Origin of the sequence: Pseudarthrobacter sp. lyk4-40-TYG-27, assembly GCF_030209295.1 — a bacterium.
In the GTDB taxonomy this organism is placed as follows: Bacteria; Actinomycetota; Actinomycetes; order Actinomycetales; family Micrococcaceae; genus Arthrobacter.
In genome coordinates this window covers 348,979-364,797 of record NZ_JARVSH010000003.1, presented here as the reverse complement: position 1 = coordinate 364,797, position 15,819 = coordinate 348,979, and the positions used below count along the sequence as shown (strand labels likewise).

The 15,819-nt window shown below is 66.3% G+C and carries 18 protein-coding genes; 8 read left to right on the top strand and 10 right to left on the bottom strand.

From position 1 onward, the window contains the following. Window positions 1–140: 140 nt before the first annotated feature. A complete protein-coding gene (locus QRM96_RS06185) occupies window positions 141–545 on the bottom strand; it encodes a hypothetical protein (protein ID WP_285318869.1) in 405 nt (134 codons plus the stop codon). 372 nt (window positions 546–917) lie between these two features. On the opposite strand from QRM96_RS06185, the gene QRM96_RS06180 reads away from it, so the two are divergent. Further along, window positions 918–1,097, top strand: a complete 180-nt coding sequence (locus QRM96_RS06180) for a hypothetical protein (RefSeq protein WP_109044171.1) — start codon at window positions 918–920, stop codon at window positions 1,095–1,097. A gap of 69 nt (window positions 1,098–1,166) precedes the next feature. Here QRM96_RS06180 and QRM96_RS06175 read toward each other — a convergent pair whose 3' ends face one another. The 4 genes from QRM96_RS06175 to QRM96_RS06160 all read right to left on the bottom strand — a co-directional run bounded on the left by QRM96_RS06175 (window position 1,167) and on the right by QRM96_RS06160 (window position 3,658). Beyond that, window positions 1,167–1,556 (bottom strand): hypothetical protein, encoded by a 390-nt coding sequence (locus tag QRM96_RS06175; RefSeq protein ID WP_285318867.1) that lies wholly within the window; start codon window positions 1,554–1,556, stop codon window positions 1,167–1,169. Window positions 1,557–1,839: 283 nt separating this feature from the next. After that, window positions 1,840–2,067, bottom strand: coding sequence for a low affinity iron permease family protein (locus QRM96_RS21000; RefSeq protein ID WP_206073862.1), 228 nt, complete (start codon window positions 2,065–2,067; stop codon window positions 1,840–1,842). Next, on the bottom strand, window positions 2,030–2,275 hold the full coding sequence (locus QRM96_RS06165; protein WP_206073861.1) for a low affinity iron permease family protein: 246 nt from the start codon (window positions 2,273–2,275) through the stop codon (window positions 2,030–2,032). Before QRM96_RS06165 ends, QRM96_RS21000 begins: the two co-directional genes overlap by 38 nt. A gap of 147 nt (window positions 2,276–2,422) precedes the next feature. Further along, window positions 2,423–3,658 (bottom strand): ABC transporter substrate-binding protein, encoded by a 1,236-nt coding sequence (locus tag QRM96_RS06160; protein WP_285318864.1) that lies wholly within the window; start codon window positions 3,656–3,658, stop codon window positions 2,423–2,425. A gap of 331 nt (window positions 3,659–3,989) precedes the next feature. Here QRM96_RS06160 and QRM96_RS06155 point away from each other — a divergent pair, with 331 nt between their 5' ends. Then, window positions 3,990–4,958 (top strand): carbohydrate ABC transporter permease, encoded by a 969-nt coding sequence (locus QRM96_RS06155; protein WP_502934881.1) that lies wholly within the window; start codon window positions 3,990–3,992, stop codon window positions 4,956–4,958. Continuing rightward, entirely contained in the window at window positions 4,958–5,911 is a 954-nt protein-coding gene (locus QRM96_RS06150) for a carbohydrate ABC transporter permease (RefSeq protein WP_109044168.1), read from the top strand. Before QRM96_RS06155 ends, QRM96_RS06150 begins: the two co-directional genes overlap by 1 nt. A gap of 260 nt (window positions 5,912–6,171) precedes the next feature. Here the strand turns inward: QRM96_RS06150 and QRM96_RS06145 are convergent, their stop codons facing one another. Further along, window positions 6,172–6,387: a transcriptional regulator gene (locus QRM96_RS06145; RefSeq protein ID WP_109044167.1), complete on the bottom strand. Its 216-nt coding sequence runs from the start codon at window positions 6,385–6,387 to the stop codon at window positions 6,172–6,174. Between the two features lie 297 nt (window positions 6,388–6,684). Here QRM96_RS06145 and QRM96_RS06140 point away from each other — a divergent pair, with 297 nt between their 5' ends. Beyond that, complete coding sequence (locus QRM96_RS06140) at window positions 6,685–7,026, top strand: YegP family protein (protein WP_285318862.1); 342 nt, start codon at window positions 6,685–6,687, stop codon at window positions 7,024–7,026. 58 nt (window positions 7,027–7,084) lie between these two features. On the opposite strand, the gene QRM96_RS06135 is transcribed toward QRM96_RS06140, so the two are convergent. The 4 genes from QRM96_RS06135 to QRM96_RS06120 form a co-directional block, all read right to left on the bottom strand. Beyond that, window positions 7,085–8,191 (bottom strand): GTP pyrophosphokinase, encoded by a 1,107-nt coding sequence (locus tag QRM96_RS06135; RefSeq protein WP_109044165.1) that lies wholly within the window; start codon window positions 8,189–8,191, stop codon window positions 7,085–7,087. 45 nt (window positions 8,192–8,236) lie between these two features. Continuing rightward, entirely contained in the window at window positions 8,237–9,283 is a 1,047-nt protein-coding gene (locus tag QRM96_RS06130; protein ID WP_109044164.1) for a LacI family DNA-binding transcriptional regulator, read from the bottom strand. An 84-nt stretch (window positions 9,284–9,367) separates the two neighbouring features. Beyond that, window positions 9,368–10,009, bottom strand: coding sequence for a response regulator (locus tag QRM96_RS06125; RefSeq protein ID WP_109044163.1), 642 nt, complete (start codon window positions 10,007–10,009; stop codon window positions 9,368–9,370). Then, entirely contained in the window at window positions 10,006–11,211 is a 1,206-nt protein-coding gene (locus tag QRM96_RS06120; protein ID WP_285318859.1) for a sensor histidine kinase, read from the bottom strand. The genes QRM96_RS06125 and QRM96_RS06120 overlap by 4 nt, the downstream gene beginning before the upstream one ends. A gap of 125 nt (window positions 11,212–11,336) precedes the next feature. Between QRM96_RS06120 and QRM96_RS06115 the strand changes: the two genes are divergently transcribed. From QRM96_RS06115 to QRM96_RS06100, 4 genes are all read left to right on the top strand, one after another. Next, entirely contained in the window at window positions 11,337–12,200 is an 864-nt protein-coding gene (locus tag QRM96_RS06115; RefSeq protein ID WP_109044161.1) for a GAP family protein, read from the top strand. 148 nt (window positions 12,201–12,348) lie between these two features. Beyond that, window positions 12,349–13,422 carry a uridine-preferring nucleoside hydrolase UriH gene (gene uriH, locus QRM96_RS06110; protein ID WP_109044160.1) on the top strand — a complete coding sequence of 358 codons (1,074 nt, stop codon included), beginning with the start codon at window positions 12,349–12,351 and terminating at the stop codon, window positions 13,420–13,422. Then, entirely contained in the window at window positions 13,423–14,850 is a 1,428-nt protein-coding gene (uriT, locus tag QRM96_RS06105) for a uridine transporter UriT (protein WP_109044159.1), read from the top strand. It abuts the gene before it with no gap. Then, on the top strand, window positions 14,847–15,815 hold the full coding sequence (locus QRM96_RS06100; protein ID WP_285318856.1) for a ribokinase: 969 nt from the start codon (window positions 14,847–14,849) through the stop codon (window positions 15,813–15,815). Before uriT ends, QRM96_RS06100 begins: the two co-directional genes overlap by 4 nt. Window positions 15,816–15,819: the final 4 nt, after the last annotated feature.

The following is a 15,819-nucleotide window of genomic DNA, read 5'->3' as shown; positions in this document are numbered from 1 at the left end:
CAGTGAACGCTCCCCTGATGGGCACGCCCATGACTGTGACTTCAGCAATTCGTTGTGGCCTGGATCACGGATTGGTCACTGCCGGGAAACGCCTCGTCCCAACCAGGCGGGCTTGGAGTTCCTGCCGGGGGAATTTGGTGCTATTCGGACCAGCAGGCAAGGACTGTAGTCGCCACCTGGTAGGCGAACGCGGCGCGCATGACTTGGTTTGGTCCAACTGTTTCCGGGAGGGCTGCCGCGTCCACGGTTAACACGAAGTTGTCCTTCGCGAAGACGGCGGAGGCGGGCGTTTGGAATGCCGGGAATCCGAGGTTGGCCAATCCTTCGATCGGTGCGGACGCCGGTGTGGTCTGCTGCAGGTCCTGAAAGTCGGCTCGGGCGGTATCCGTGTCTGCGGCTTCTTTGACCGAGAGGACGAGGGGCCCGGCGGGAAGCGCATAGGTGCAGGTGTAGATTTTTTCCGCCCAGGATGCGGTGGTCCCTGGAGCGGAGGAAAGGGCCAGAATCCGGCTGATGTTGCCCCGCGTCTCGTCGCCGCAGACCATCAAAGCAGCCCCCGACGGCCCACCAGCGTCCGTAGCGGGAATATCGGACGGCGCTGGTGCTGGTGAGGAGCTTGCAACAGCTGGGGCCGCTGCCGACGTGCCTGGACCATACACGGGGTTACCAGGACCCGCACCGCATCCTGCCAAAGCGAACATCGATACGGCCGCGACCACCGTCATCACGGGACGGCGTGAGGGCGATGCTGGCGCTTGGGTTAATCGTTGCGGCACGAGTACACCCCTCCAAAAGGTCTTGGCCGATATGGTATCGCCCTCTCTACTAATGATTCGTGCCCGCTGCCCCCGCGGACGGGTCCAGGGCCGATGGCTGCAAGCGGCCATCCTTCGCGGGGGGAGTCTCGAATCATTGGTATGAACTATTACAGCCCGGCGGCTCAGGAACGCGTCAAAGACGCCGCTTATGATGCGCTGGAGAAAGTCCTGACCGGCATGTTCGAACCACTGAGCAAGCAAGCTCTTACCCAACGGTGGAACCAGGCAGTTGAAGCCATGGCCAAGCACCTTGAAGCAGCGGACGACGGGTCCGAATAGTTGCACGAGTTGGGCATCCCGCATTCCCGGGGCAACCACTGAGCCCGGCTTGTGACGCCATGGGCAGTCCTAGATGTCGGCGATGGCCGGAGCGTTGCGAAAGTGGCCTCCGGCGATCAGGACCGCCCCGGCAGTGGCCCAGCCGGCCAGTACGAGCCATGGGAACGCGGTGGCAGCGTCGGGGAAGTAGGAGAGGTCGCGCAGGAGCGTCCCGGAGGCGCCGGGGACCAGCCATTGGCCGACATCACCCCACGGTGCGGGGAGGAACTCCTTGGGTTGGGTCAGTGAGGAAAGCGGGTTGCCGATGAAGAGGGTGATGATCGCGCCAACCGCGATGCCCGGCTGCCCGATGAGTGCATTGAGGCCCACGATGATGGCGGCCGTTGCAACGATTCCCAGTCCGATCGCGCCCGCATTCGTCCAGTAGCTGCCTTGGAGGGTGTGGAACCACGCCTGCAACGGCGAGTCCGGTGCCGCGCGCGTCGTCAGGTGAGAGTGGTACGACGTCGGTCACAGTTACCTGAGGGACCGTGACCGGTGTGCCTTGCTGGGCCTGCCCCGTTTGGCCGCCCTGAGCTTTCGTTGCCGTCTGGGTGAGGGCCTCCTGAAGCTTGGCGATGGCCTGGCTAGCCGACCGCGACGGGGACAGGATGCCCTTCGAGTGCTTTCTGAACGCGCTTCTCCGCGGCTCTCCAGACCCCGCATTACGGTCCCTCCAGCAATAAGGGCGCCCGGAATGACCCTAGGCCAGACCCGCGGCCGCAGGGGGATCCGCCCGGCGGTCCCGGCCACCTTGTCCGGCGGCGCCAGCAATCCGCATCCGCTGGGCCTCGATCTCCTTCTCGCCCTCATGCTCGGCGTCGTAGAGCTTGGCATTCCCGACCTGGAGCTCGAGCATTAGGGCATCCAACTTTACGTGGAGGGCCGCCGTGTCACGGTTCTGGGTGTTCAGAATGATGATGAAGACCACACGGAAGGTGACAATCGTCGCTGCCGGTATTGATCGCCAGCTGCCAGGTGTCGGAGAAGCCAAGGAGAGGGCCGGTGAAGGGCCAGATGATCAGGACGACTACCGCACCGACGAACACCCACGCGTGGCCGAGGACCGCCGCCGTCGGGTTGTGGACCGGATAAGATATCCGGGCGTTCCCGCCCCGCATGCTGAACCATTCCGTCACGCTTTCCCTTGCGGAGTGCCGGCCCGGCAGGAGTGGGAAGGCCGGTCTTCCGGTTACCTTCAGTGTGGCACCAACGCCGGCGGATAGACGCCTACAGTCGTTCCGCGCAACAGCCCGGACCTGACCGCGGCGCGGAACGACAACAGCTTAGGAACCCGACTGGTCGTAGGCGCGCTTGGCAGCGGCCTGGGCGTCAGCAAGCGCCATGCCCGGATCCTTGGTCCCCAGCAGGGCCGAGGCGATGGCGTTGTTCAGTTCCGTTTTGATGGTCTGACCCGCAGGGGAGGCACCCAGGGTCTTGCCGGCAGGGAGGACGTCGTAGTACGTCTTGATTGTTTCGTCGAAGCCGGGATTGCCGCTCGGCTTGACGAAGGCGTCCCTGATCAGCTTGTCGGCCGACGGGGAACCGGTGAACAGCCCGGTGTTAATGCCGCCCGGCGTCGAGGCGATTTTCTGTGCACGAGCCTCCCCGGCGGCCTTCCATGCGTCGTCGGTGACCAGGGATGTCATCCACGCGCAGGCGGCGTTGGGATTCTTGGCGTTCGCAGGAATGACGAAGGACGTTCCTCCTGCCACGGTGAACGGTTTGCCGTCCTTGTCCCTAAAAGGAACGGCGGACAAGTCCAGGGACTGCGAATAGGGGGCCAGAACGTTGACGTACCACTGGGCGTCAACCTGGGCACCCACCTGGTTCTTGACGAACTGGTTCTGCTTACCGAACGTGTCGAAGGAATCGGAGAAGCTCTTGGCCTTGGCATAGCCGCCCTGTGCGTCGTAGATCTGCTTCAGGAAGCTGAGCGCCGCTGCGTTCGCCGGGTCGTCCAGGACGGGGGCTCCCTTGTCGTCCACCAGCCGTCCGCCCTGGCCGAGGATCCACAGTTCGGCCTGCCCGGCGGCCACCGGGTCGAAGCCGAGCGTTGAGGGGTTACCGCCGTCGGCCTTCGACGCTTTTCCGACGGCGTCCAGCAGCCTCGTCTTGTTTGAGGTGTCGATGTCCGCAGCCGTTACGCCGGCGCCCTGGAGAACCTTCTGGTTCAGAATGATGGCTGCCGGCTGATAGAACTGCGGCACTGCCCAGACCTTGTCCTGATAGGTCACCTGCTGGGTGACGGCCGGGTAGAACTGCTTTGCCGGGTCCATGCCTTGGGCCTTGAAGCAGCCGTCCAGCGGCTTGATCAGCCCCTCGGCAGCGTACGTCGCGACGAAGGCGCGGTCCATCTGGACGACGTCGGGTACCTCGCCGCTGGCCGCGCGGGTAGTGAATTTCTGCGCATCGAAGGGCGTCTGATCCATCGTGATCTTCACGTTCGAGAGCTGGGACGATGCGTATCCCATGCGTGCCTTGCCGACGTCGTCGGCGTTATCGAAGGCCCATGCCGTCATCGTCCCCGAGGCGTCCTTGGAAAAGTCTGCGCTTGCGGCGGGGGCACTGCTGCCACCGCCGCCACAGGCCGTCGTGCCTGTAACCGCCAGAGCCAGAACCGCGGTGTATGCCGTCTTCCGGAAATGCATCATTGCATCCTCCTAATCGTCAGTGGTGGTGGTCGCTGCCGCGAGACCCTCGGCTAAAAGCGATTCGAGTGCAACACTGTAAGCAAGCTTCCTAATTCGAAAGCTAGCCCACGCCGCGGTGTGACGCAAGGGACCGGCCCCGATGCCGGCGCGCCGCCGGGCAGAGACCGCCGTGGAGCCACGGGAGAAAGGGTGTTGCCACATGACAGCCAAATCAGCCGCGCGAATCCGGCGCCCCGGGGGCGAACCCCGGAGGGCCCGGGCGCCCCGGGTGAAATACAACCGCAGGGAGGCCTTGGCGGGCTATCTGTTCATCTCGCCGTGGATTGTGGGCTTCCTTGTCTTCATGCTCGGTGCGATGGCTTACAGCCTGGTTATCTCTTTCAGCCGCTACAACCTGGCGACGAACGTGGCCAAGCCCGCCGGTGTGACCAACTACCAGCTCCTGTTTCAGGATCCGAAAGTCGCCTCCTCGCTGGCCAACACGCTCTTCTACGCGGTTATGGCCGTTCCCCTGGAGATCTGTGTCGCGCTGGGGCTTGCCCTGCTCCTAAACCGCGTGGGCCGGGGGGCCGGGATCTTTCGGACCATCTACTACCTGCCGAAGATGACACCATCGGTGGCGACCGCGGCGGTTTTCCTGCTGCTGCTCAACGGCAACACGGGGGCCATTAACCAGGCGTTGGCGTTCTTCGGCATCTCCGGTCCGCAGTGGTTGATCGACCCGGCGTGGGTAAAGCCGTCGATCGTGCTGATGACGCTGTGGGGGGTCAGCGGCACCATGGTCATCTTTCTGGCCGCACTCAAAAGTGTGCCGCGGGAACTCTATGAGGTCGCGGCCCTGGATGGCGCCGGCCCGGTGCGGAAATTTTTCTCCATCACCGTCCCGATGATTTCGGGGGCCATCTTCTTCAACGTGATCGTCCTGACAATTGCGGCGCTCCAGGTCTTCGACCAGGCGTATCTGCTCTTCTGGCGTGACCAGACCAGCGCCTCGCCGGAGGCCTCGCTGTTCTACGGCATTTACCTGTTCCAGCAGGCCTTCCGGGAATTCAACTTCGGGTTCGCCTCTGCCATGGCCTGGGTGCTGTTCGTGCTGATCCTGCTGATCAGCCTGGTGCAGGTCCGGGTGGGAAACCGGTTCGTCTACTACGAGGGGGAGAAGCGCTGATGGCCACCACCAATACCGACACCGGCGCGACACCGGCGTCCAGCACCCTGCTGGCGGAAGCTGACCGTTCCGCCACTGCCACGTCTGCCCCGCGCCGTCGTGTCCGGCGTCCCCGCACCACGGCGGGCAAGGTGGTGCTCGGCGTCGTCCTGACGGTGATCAGTGCCGTGTTCCTATATCCCCTCGTGTGGCTCATTGCCGCCAGCCTCAAGCCCCGTGGGGAGGTTTTCGACAACGCCCTGATCCCCGCGACGTTTTCCCCGCAGAACTACGTCGAAGTCTGGGATCAGCTCCCGCTGGTGAACTGGGTGACCAACAGCTTCCTGATCGCGGTGCTGGCCGCCACGCTGGTGACGCTCTCCAGTTCCCTGGTCGCGTTCGGGTTCGCTTATTTCCGTTTCCCGGGCCGGAACATCCTTTTCGGGCTTGTGCTGGCGACGATGATGTTGCCGGGCGCCGTCACCATGGTGCCGCAGTACCTCATCTGGAAAAACCTGGGCGTCCTGGGAACCTGGATACCGCTCTTCGGGATGAACCTGTTTGGCTCGGCGTTCTACATCTTCCTGCAACGGCAGTTCTTCCTGGGACTGCCACGGGAGCTCTTCGAGGCCGCGCGAATCGACGGAGCCAGCTACTTCGGGTTGTTCCGCAGGATCGCCCTGCCGCTGTCTGTGCCTTCGCTTGTAGTGATCTTCATCTTCGAATTCCAGGCAAGCTGGAACAACCTGCAGTCCGCGCTCATTTACCTCAACGCCGGGTCCGTTGAGGGATTCACGGCACCGCTGGGCATCGCCTACGCCATGACTAAGTACAGCCCCACCAACGGCGGCCAAGGGGACTACCAATACGTCATGGTCGCGACGCTCCTGATCACGCTCCCCATGCTCATCCTTTTTGCCTTCGGACAGCGCCACTTTATCGAAGGGGTCGCCACCGAAGGCAGGAAGGGGTAACCGGAGCGCTCTTGAGGGTCCTAGGGGAGCGGATGCCTGCATATTGACCTTCACAGAACGGGGGAACACGATGGATGGATCGGGCCGGCGCCCAGGTACCCATCGTTTCGCGCCGTCCCAGCAACCACGTTTGGAAACAGCTGATACCCGCATCCGGTGAACGCCTTTGGCTTCTACTCGTCCCTCTAAAGCGCCGGTAACGGACGCTACGCAAAGCTGAAGCAACCTCGCCGCCAGCAGCCAAGAGCGGGAAACAGCATCTACCGCTTCCCGTATTTGCGGTGGACGGCCTGCTTGCTCACGCCCAGGCACAGGGCGATGGCTTCCCAGGAAAGGCCGGCCTGCCGGGCTTTCCGGACCAGGGACGCTTCCGCGCGCCCGACTTCCTTTTGCAGCTGGGCGACTGCCTGCAGTGCTTCAGCCGGTCCTTTCCCGTCCATGGATGCAACCAAAGTTTTCATCTGCTCCACCTCCATGCGTCAACATTAGTTGACGCATGGAAGTTGGGTCAACATGTGTTGACGACATGCGGCGAGCCGACGCCGTCTCGTGAAAGCGAGTGCGCCCGCACCCGAGAGCGGGTGATCACTTCTACCGGATGCCGAGGGACACCTTGCGCCGGCAAGCGGTCCCACGAGAAACTCGAGGAACGCATGCTGAATTGATGAAAATTTGGACGGCGGGATCTACCAGGGAAAACGAAGGCAACGATGCCTCGTGCCCCTCTGGCGGCAACGGTGCCGCCTCAAGATCCCGCAGACGAAAGGATCGCAATGGCAGGAATGTTCGAACTATTTATCGACGCAGAATCAGCGTTCAGGTTCCGGCTGACAGCACCCGATGGAACCGTTATGGCAGTGTCCAAGCCCTTCGATACCAAGACCGACGCCGTTGCCGGCATCGCCGCTGTACGCGAATACGCCGGCATGGGACTGATCGCCGACCACGCCACAACAGCCGCCAATGCGGCACCGCCCGCCACCTTGAATGATCCCGGCAGTCGCGCTGACCCTTCTCCGCGAATGCCAAAGATCGACTTCCACGCCCGTGCCCGGGCTGTCCGCCGGGCCGTCTCCGGCCCCCGCTGGGCCGGGGCAGTCCACAACCTTTCCTGAACGGCCTGGGAAGAGGGTTTCGCCCCATGGAGCAGCCAAATGCTCCTAACACGAACCCTTACGTCTTCGTCATCCTGTACCGCTCGATCTGCCGCAGCCGCCGCAGGAGGCTGTCGCGCCGGGGGTGCGGGACGGCGTCGGCCGGTTCTGCGGTGAGGTCGATGTGCTTGGTGCCGTACTGCCACAGCAGGAGGTCATCCATCAGCCGGTCGGGGCCGGGGGAGTAGCGGTGGTCCAGGGCCTTGCGGACCTCGGTGATGCGGTTGGCGCTGAGCAGGCCCGCCAGTTGCACGGTCTGGTTGAGGCCGTGGGCGGCCAGGAGTTCCGCGGCCCAGCCCCAGTCGTCGTCCACTTTCCGGTCAACGTGCGGGAGCAGGGTCCGCCAGACGTCGCGGATCCGGTTCGGGGTGAGGGCTGCCGCGCCTTCCCCGTCCATGTCCCAGAAGCTGCGGACTTCCTCGTACCGTTCATGCAGGTCCGCGAAAGCCGTCTCCACGGTCTCCAGCATGGCGGCGGTGGCCGTGAATTGCCGGTCGAAGTGCGGTGTCCACGCGCGCGGATCCTCGGCCTTGAATCTGATGTCATGCTCAATCTCGCTCCACGCATGGGCGAAGATGGTACGGATCTGGCACTCGAAGAAGTAGCTGCCGTTGGGCACGGCGTCCGGATTGAAGACCTGCTGGTACTCCTTGACGGCCTCGTTCTGGATGGTCCGCAGGATCAGGTGCCGGCTGGAGTATCCATAGGTGCCGGATTCGATGGAGCCGATGTCCTTCTCCCGGTCGCCACGGCAGTCGAAGAGTTGCCGCTGGCGCTTGATGATGTTGGCCACCACGGCGTTCTCCGCCGGGAGCTTGGTGATCACCCGGATGCCCACCATGTCATTGAGCGTCCGGAACGGGTCCGGGAACTTGAGCAGCCGCGGGCCGCCGTGCTCCAGCGGCTCTTCGGTCCGCGAGATCTTTTCCTTGAAAGACTCCACCGTCTTGGTGCGGCCGCTGACGAACAGCGGAGTCACCTCGGTACCCTTGAGCATGTCACGAAGGGTGAGGAGGACGTCCCGGGTGATGAGCTTCAGGGCAGGGCGGACGCGCTCATAGATCTCCACATTGTGCTGTACCGACTCACGCTGCGACGCGTCCAGACTCTCCCAGTTACTCGGCATAATCCCAGCTTACGGCCGGGGTCCGACAGGAACCCGCCGGCGCCGCTACGTTTCGCCTGCCGACGTGGAGCCGCGCACCACCAGGGAACTTTCCAGGACGAGTTCCTCCTGCTCCAACGCCCGCCCTTCCATCAGCCGGCGCAGCTGTTCACCAGCCTTCAGCCCCAGGCTTGCCGCCGGCAGGTGCACGCTGGTCAGGCCCGGGCTGCTGGTCGCCGAATACGGCAGGTCATCGAACCCCGCCACGGCCAGCTCCGCGGGAATGCGCACCCCGGCCACGCGGGCTTCCTGCAGCACCCCGTACGCATGGGTGTCCGTGGCGCAGACGACGGCGGTCACCCCCGCGCGCTGCCAGTCCGGCCACGCGTCGGCGAAGACAGCCGCCGCGGCACCCACATCGATGGTGGTGGCGGGCATTTGGTCCGGATCCACGGTCATGCCCAGTGAGGCGGCTTCGGCCAGGAAGGCCTCCCGGCGGATGGAGAACGTGGCGGTTCCGGTAACGCTGTCCAGGTAGGCCACGCGTCGGTGGCCCGCCCCGGCAAGGTGCGCGGCCAGCTCCCGCGCACCTTGGGCGACGTCAAGGTTCACGGCCGGCGCAAACGACTCCAGGCCGGGAGCGTCCAGCAGGACCAGGGGGCCGGCCACGGAAAGGTCCGCCAGGAACCCGGCATTCGGGGCATCAACCAAAAGGCCTGCCGGCCGCAGCGACATCAGCTTCCGGACGTCCGCAGCCTTGGGAAATTCACCTGAGTCCGTGACCGAGAGGAGCAGCTGGTAATTGGGCCCCAGCGATTCCCGGACCCCGCTGATCACCTTGGCGAAGAATGGGTTGGAGATATCCGGTGCCACCAGGATCACGATCGAACTGACGCCCTTGGCCAGCGAACTGCCGATGCCATCCACCACGTAGCCAAGCTCGGCAATGGCTTCCTGCACCCGGGAAATGTTGTCCTCGGAGACCCGGCCGGCCGTCTTGCCGTTGGCCACCAGCGACACCGTGGCAACCGAAACACCGGCCCGCGCGGCCACCATGGCCGCCGTTACCCTCCGGGGCCGCGCCCGCTGCTGCACTCGTTCCCCGGAATCCATACCTCGATCGTAGTGCGACCCGGTGCCGGCAGCTGATCGGGCCGCCCACCACGGACGCGCCGCCGCGGTACGGCGGCATTCCCGCTACAGAGTCCTTGCCACCAACGCAGCCTGCAGGCGGGATTCCACCTGCAGCTTTGCCAATACGTTTGAAACGTGGGTCTTGACCGTTGCTTCCGAGATGGACAGGTGGCGTGCGATGCGGGCATTGCTGAGGCCATCGCCCAGGCAGTCCAGCACCTCCCGTTCCCGGGCGGTCAGCTCACCGGCCGGCGCTGCCGGGGTGGGTGCCGCCGCTGCTCCATTGATGGCCGCAGACACCAACCGGCCGGCCACTTCGGGCGCGATCACAGTCCCGCCGTCGTGGACGCGGCCCAGCGCATGGAGTATTTCTGCGGGTTCAGCGGTCTTCAACAGGAAGCCGGCGGCGCCGGCGGACAGCATGCCAAAAAGATAGGAATCGTGGTCAAAAGTGGTCAAAGCCAAGACTTTCGACAACCCGGCAGAGACTATTTCGGCAGTAGCCGACACTCCATCCCTCACCGGCATCCGCACGTCCATCAGGACGATGTCCGGCCGCAGGGTCCGGGCCATGGCGACGGCGGTGGCACCGTCACCTGCCTCGCCGACCACATCGAACCCGGGTGCCCCGTGGAGCACCATCCTGATCCCCACACGGATGGCGGCATGGTCGTCCGCGAGCAATACCGAGATTCGTCCGCTCATGATGCCTCGTTCTCCACCGTGCCCGTGCCGTTTGTCGGAAGGAACGCCTCTACTCTCCAGCCGTGGCCTTCAGGGCCGGCGATCGCATACCCGCCCAGCTGCTCAGCCCGGGCCCTCATGCTGGGCAGTCCCGTCCCTGTTCCGGCCGTGTTTCCCTGCGGTTCCTCGGTGCCGCCATCGTCAGCAACCCTCAGCCGGATGCCGGAAGGAACTTCCTCAAGGCTGGCCCGGACGCTGGCTCCCGCGGCATGCCGCCCGGCGTTGACCAGTGATTCGGCAATCAACCGGTGGATGGCAGCCTGCGTGCCGCCGGGAAGGTCCTCGCCTCCGCCGGGGAGGGCGTTGTTCCATTCGAGGTCCATCCCGGCAGCGCGATGGCCGGCAATGACGGCGTCCAAATCCCCGACATCGCCGGCCAGGGCCCGCGGCTCCCCGGCGTTCAACATCCGGATCATGGCGTTCAGGTCGCGCAGCCCCGCTACGCTTTCGCGGCGCACATGGGCCAGGACCTCCCGGTCCAAGGCCGGGTCCGCGGTGTTCAGCGCAGCAGCCGACTGCAACGCGATCGCGGACAGCCTGGACGAAAGGACGTCGTGAAGCTCACGCGCCATCTCCTGCCGCGCGCCGGCGAGCTCAAGTTCGTGCTCACGGGCAGCCAGCCGTGCCTGGTCGCGTGCCGCGCCTCGGATTGCAGCGGCACGCGCCCCCTCGCTGACGGCCAGTTCCCTGGCCTTGCGGACATTCCCTGCCCATTCGGCCGGCAGCAGCAGCACCATGGCACCGGCGAGCAGCGCTACAACGCCATCGGCGAAGGACCCACCTGCCAGCCATGCCGCCGCCCCTCCGGCCGCGCACAGGACAAGGACCGCCACCTCCGCCGTCTTGGCCGCTTTCGCGGTGCCGAACAACACCAGTGAGAAGACGGCTTCGAACAGCAGGAAGAACCCGCCGGCCGCCCCCGCCAGCAGGAGCGCCACCGCTGCGAGGAGGGAAACCGGAACCATCACCCGGGTGGTGCTCCGGCGCAGCACCACGACGGCGGATCCGGCCAGCGCCAGCGCGGGCCACCATGGCTCCAGCGAAGGGACTGCCGGGGCGCCGGTAGCGGTAATGCCCAGTGAGTGCAGCAGCCAGGTGAGCCCCGCGTAAGCCAGGGCCAGGACCACGTCCTCACGGCGGATGGTGCCCGGTGTTGAATGCATGGTCCCATCCTGCCGCAGAGGGGAGCGCCGGCCTGTCTCAAGCGCGGTTTCTGCGACTAAAGGATGAGTCCGCCCTCCCTCCGATGCCCGACGCGCCAGGAGGCAGGTTGGCGCAGACTCTTCCTGTGACTGCAGAACTCCTGGCCCAGTTGGCCATCCTCGCCCTGATCGACAGCACCAGCATCGGCACGCTGGTGATTCCCGTGTGGCTGCTCCTGCGCCGGGACTCCGGGGGGCGGGCAGCCGTCACCGGAAAGGCGGCGGCCTACCTCGCAGCCATCGGGCTCTTCTACTTCCTGCTCGGACTTGGCCTGCTGACAGGTGTGGCCGGGGCCGCCGGGGCGTGGGGTGCGGACCTCGGGGCCCTCGGCGGGTTGCCTGCCGTGCAGTGGGGAATGCTGGTGGCGGGCGGCGGCTTGCTGGCGTGGGCCGTATTGGGAGGAAGGCCCGGGCGCGGGGTTTCCACGCCGACGGAGCCGCCCTTTCCAAGCAGGATGACCGGTTCCCCGGACACTGCACGCCTCCAGGGCCGCGGCGCCCGTGCCGAGCGGTCCAGCGGGGTGGCCGCTGCGCAGGAGCCCGGGCCATCACCGGTCGAGGCCCGGTGGCAGCGGAGGATTGGCCGTGCAGTGGGGACCCCCGGCGGACTGCTGGGCCTGGCGCTGCTCGCGGGATTGCTCGAGGTGCCCACCATGCTGCCGTATATCGGCGCAATTGGGCTGCTGACGACCTCCAGTGCTGGCTGGGCCCTTTCCGCTGCCCTCCTTGGCGCCTACTGCCTGGTGATGCTGCTGCCTGCCGGGCTCCTGGTGGCCGGCAGGCTTGCCCTTGGCAGCGTGCTGGATGCCCCGCTGGCGCGCCTTGGCGCGTGGCTGTCGCGGGTGGCCGGGGAGGCGGTGCTGTGGGTGGCAGGCATTGTGGGGTTCCTGATGCTCCGGGCCGCGCTGGCGGCACTTTTCCCGGATGCGGCCTGGAATCCCTTCGGTTAGGCAGCCGCTGGTCCAGTCAGCAGGCGCAAGGCATCAAGCGTTTGACGTGGGCAAACGCCGCCGCCACGTTAAGCGCTTGACGTGGACCACAAAACGGTGCCATGATCACTCCCGGAATACTGGACCCCTGCCTCCCCGGCAGGCCCCAATGACGTGGAGAACCATCGTGGAACCAAACCCGCAAGAGAGTCAGCACCAGCCCCGGAAGATCATCCTGGACTGCGACCCCGGCCACGACGACGCCGTAGCCCTGCTGCTCGCGCACGGCAACCCGAACATCGAACTGCTGGCCGTCACCACGGTGGTGGGCAACCAGACCCTCGAAAAAGTCACCCGCAACGCCCTGGCCGTAGGCACCATCGCCGGCATCACCGGAGTCCCCTTCGCCGCCGGCTGCCCGCGGCCCCTGGTCCGCAGCATCGAAACCGCCCCGGACATCCACGGCGAGTCCGGCATGGACGGCCCCGCCCTGCCCGAGTCCACCATCGAGCTGGACCCGCGCCACGCCGTGGACCTCATCATCGACACCGTCATGGCCCACGAACCCGGCACCGTCACCCTGGTCCCCACTGCCGGCCTGACCAACATCGCCCTGGCCGCCCGCAAGGAACCGCGCATCGTGGAACGGGTCAAGGAAGTGGTCCTGATGGGCGGCGGCTACCACGTGGGCAACTGGAGCGCCGTGGCCGAGTTCAACATCATCATCGACCCCGAGGCAGCCAACATCGTCTTCAACGAGAAGTGGCCCGTGGTGATGGTGGGCCTGGACCTCACCCACCAAGCGCTCGCCACCCCGGACGTCGTGGCGAAAATCGCCGCCATCGGCACCACCCCGGCGAAGTTCGTCACCGAACTGATGGACTTCTTCGCCCACACCTACAAGGACGCCCAGGGCTTCGACTATCCGCCCGTCCACGACCCCTGTGCCGTGGCCTACGTGATCGATCCCAGCATCGTCAGCACCCGCAAGGTGCCGGTCAACATCGAACTGCAGGGCACCCTCACCCTCGGCATGACCGTGGCCGACTTCCGCGCCCCCGCTCCCGCCGACTGCCACACCAGCGTGGCCGTGGACCTGGACCACGCGCGGTTCTGGGACCTCGTCACCGACGCGCTGGTCCGCATCGGCGAGCCCGGCGCCCGTGACCTTAAGGACAACGGCACCGCGTCCGACGTCGAACCCGGCCGCAGTGCCCACCTCACCGCCGTAGGGGTCAAGTAAATGACCGCCACGACCACCGAAACCACCACCGGCCGCGGCAATACCGCAGCCCTCATGACCGCCCTGCTGGCCGCCTGCGTGGCGTTCCAGCTCAACGCCTCCATGCTCAGCCCCGCCCTGGTGACCATGGGCGAGGAACTCAAGACCGACCAGGCCGTCATCGGCCTCTCCCAGACCTGGTTCTTCACAGCCGCCGCCCTGTTCTCCCTGTTCCTGCCCCGCCTCAGCGACATTGTGGGACGCAAGAAGGTCCTGGTGGGCATGATGGTGCTGATGGCCGCGGGCTCCGTCATCGCCGCGCTCGCCCCGGACGTCACCTGGCTCTTCGTGGGCCGCATCATCCAGGGCGTCAGCGGACCCACCGTCCCGCTCTGCCTGATCATGTTGCGCTCCGCCGTGAGCAACCCGCGCAAATACGGCACGCTCATGGGCCTCATCACCGCCGTCAACGGCGGCGTGGCCGGCGTCGACTCCTTCGTGGGCGGCTACTTCGCCGAGCACTTCGGCTTCCGCAGCATCTTCTGGCTGATGGTGGTCCTGGCCGCTGCCGCCACCGCCCTCGTCCTGGTCCTTGCCAGGGAGAGCAAGCCTGCCGCCGGCACCACCATGGACTGGCGCGGCGTCTTCTTCATCGTCGTGGCTGTGGGCGCCCTGCTGACCGCCCTGAACGAAGGCTCCAAGCTGGTGGCCGGCTTCTCGGCCGCCACGCTGATCCTGAGCCTGGCGCTGGTCCTCGTCTCCGCCGTCGCCTTCTTCGCCTTCTGGCGCACCGAACAGCGGGCCGCCCAGCCGATGGTGGAAACCGTGCACCTGCGCCAGCGCGCCACCTGGGCACCCCTGCTCACCACCACCCTGACCATGACCGGCATCTTCGCCGTCATCAACGGCATCGTCCCGGCCTACGTCCAGGCCGCGGCGCCCGGCTTCAGCATCGGCCCCACCGAAATGTCGCTGATCATCCTCACCCCGTACGCCCTGCTCGGCTGGCTGGTGGGTCCGCTCAGCGGGCGGCTGGCCCCCGTCCTCGGGTACACCAAGGTGCTGCGGATCGGGCTCCTCGGCAGCATCGCAGCACTGGCCGTCATCGCCTTCTTCGGCCTGGGCAGCCTGCCGATGATGATTGCCGGCACCGTCTTGCTGGGCATCATGTACGCCGGTACCGTCAACATCATGCTCAACGGACTCGGCGTTGTCCTCTCGCCCGCCGGCAACCCCGGCTTCCTGCCCGGCATGAATGCCGGCGCCTTCAACCTGGGTGCGGGCCTGAGCTTCCTCATCCTGCCCGCGGTCCTGGTGGCCACGCAGGCGCTCGGCGATGCGAAGGCCTCCTACCTGACCGTCGTGCTTGTCGGGCTGGCCCTCACCGTGGCGGCGTTCGCCGCCTCGCTGTTGATCCCCAAGCCGGTTGAGGCCGAGGTGGCCCCGTGAGTGGCGAGGCGCAGAACACCGGCCGGATCGTCGTCGTCGGCTCCCTGAATGCAGATCTGACCATCTACTGCGAACGCCTGCCGCAGCCCGGCGAGACCGTGCACGGCAACGGATTCGCCGTGAACCCGGGCGGCAAGAGCGCCAACCAGGCCGTGGCCGCGGGCCGGCTCGGCGGACACGTCAGCCTGGTGGGGGCCGTGGGGGATGACGCCAACGGCAACATGCTCCAGGCCTCGGTTGCCGGTGCAGGGGTGGACGTAGGGCACGTGCGGACCTCCAGCGAACCCACCGGTGTCGCGGTGATCGCCGTGGACGCCCACGGCGAGAACAACATCATCATCTCCGCAGGAGCCAACGGCACGCTGTCCCCCGCCGACGTCGCCGGCGCCGCGGACGTCCTGGACGGTGCCGCCGTCGTCAGCCTCTGCCTGGAGGTGGCCATGCCCACCGTGCTGGCCGCCGCGCAGGCAGGGCACGACGCCGGCGCAACGGTTCTGCTGAATCTCTCGCCGTACGCGCACATTCCGGCGGAGCTGGCGGAACTGACAGACGTCCTGCTGGTGAACGCCCACGAGGCGGCGCTGTTCCTTGGCCCCGGGGCTTCGGTCCCGGGCGCGGAGGCCCACGCGGCGCAATGGGATACGGTCCGGGAGCGGTTTGCCGGGCGGGGGATCCGGCAGGTCCTCGTCACCCTCGGCGCGCACGGGTCCGTGGTGCTGGATTCGGAGGCGGCTCCCGGCGCCCAGGTGACCTTCGTGGCGCCCACGCGCGTGGACGCCGTGGACACCACCGGGGCCGGCGACGCCTTCACGGGAGCGGTTGCCGTCCGGCTGGCCGCCGGAGACGCCCTCGCCGAAGCTGCCGCCTTCGCCTCTGTGGCGGCCGCCCTGGCCACCACCCGGAAAGGCACCCAGGCGGCGTACCCGGAGACGGCCGACGTCGAACGCCGCCTCCGCGCGTCCTGACGCC

Excerpts from the sequence above, each read along its gene's own strand:
- QRM96_RS06185 (WP_285318869.1), bottom strand. The coding sequence starts at position 545 with ATGGTCTGCGGCGACGAGACGCGGGGCAACATCAGCCGGATTCTGGCC.
- QRM96_RS06180 (WP_109044171.1), top strand. The coding sequence starts at position 918 with ATGAACTATTACAGCCCGGCGGCTCAGGAACGCGTCAAAGACGCCGCT.
- QRM96_RS06160 (WP_285318864.1), bottom strand. The coding sequence starts at position 3,658 with ATGACGGCATGGGCCTTCGATAACGCCGACGACGTCGGCAAGGCACGC.
- QRM96_RS06155 (WP_502934881.1), top strand. The coding sequence starts at position 3,990 with ATGACAGCCAAATCAGCCGCGCGAATCCGGCGCCCCGGGGGCGAACCC.
- QRM96_RS06150 (WP_109044168.1), top strand. The coding sequence starts at position 4,958 with ATGGCCACCACCAATACCGACACCGGCGCGACACCGGCGTCCAGCACC.
- QRM96_RS06145 (WP_109044167.1), bottom strand. The coding sequence starts at position 6,387 with ATGGAGGTGGAGCAGATGAAAACTTTGGTTGCATCCATGGACGGGAAA.
- QRM96_RS06140 (WP_285318862.1), top strand. The coding sequence starts at position 6,685 with ATGGCAGGAATGTTCGAACTATTTATCGACGCAGAATCAGCGTTCAGG.
- QRM96_RS06135 (WP_109044165.1), bottom strand. The coding sequence starts at position 8,191 with ATGCCGAGTAACTGGGAGAGTCTGGACGCGTCGCAGCGTGAGTCGGTA.
- QRM96_RS06130 (WP_109044164.1), bottom strand. The coding sequence starts at position 9,283 with ATGGATTCCGGGGAACGAGTGCAGCAGCGGGCGCGGCCCCGGAGGGTA.
- QRM96_RS06125 (WP_109044163.1), bottom strand. The coding sequence starts at position 10,009 with ATGAGCGGACGAATCTCGGTATTGCTCGCGGACGACCATGCCGCCATC.
- QRM96_RS06120 (WP_285318859.1), bottom strand. The coding sequence starts at position 11,211 with ATGCATTCAACACCGGGCACCATCCGCCGTGAGGACGTGGTCCTGGCC.
- uriH (WP_109044160.1), top strand. The coding sequence starts at position 12,349 with ATGACGTGGAGAACCATCGTGGAACCAAACCCGCAAGAGAGTCAGCAC.
- uriT (WP_109044159.1), top strand. The coding sequence starts at position 13,423 with ATGACCGCCACGACCACCGAAACCACCACCGGCCGCGGCAATACCGCA.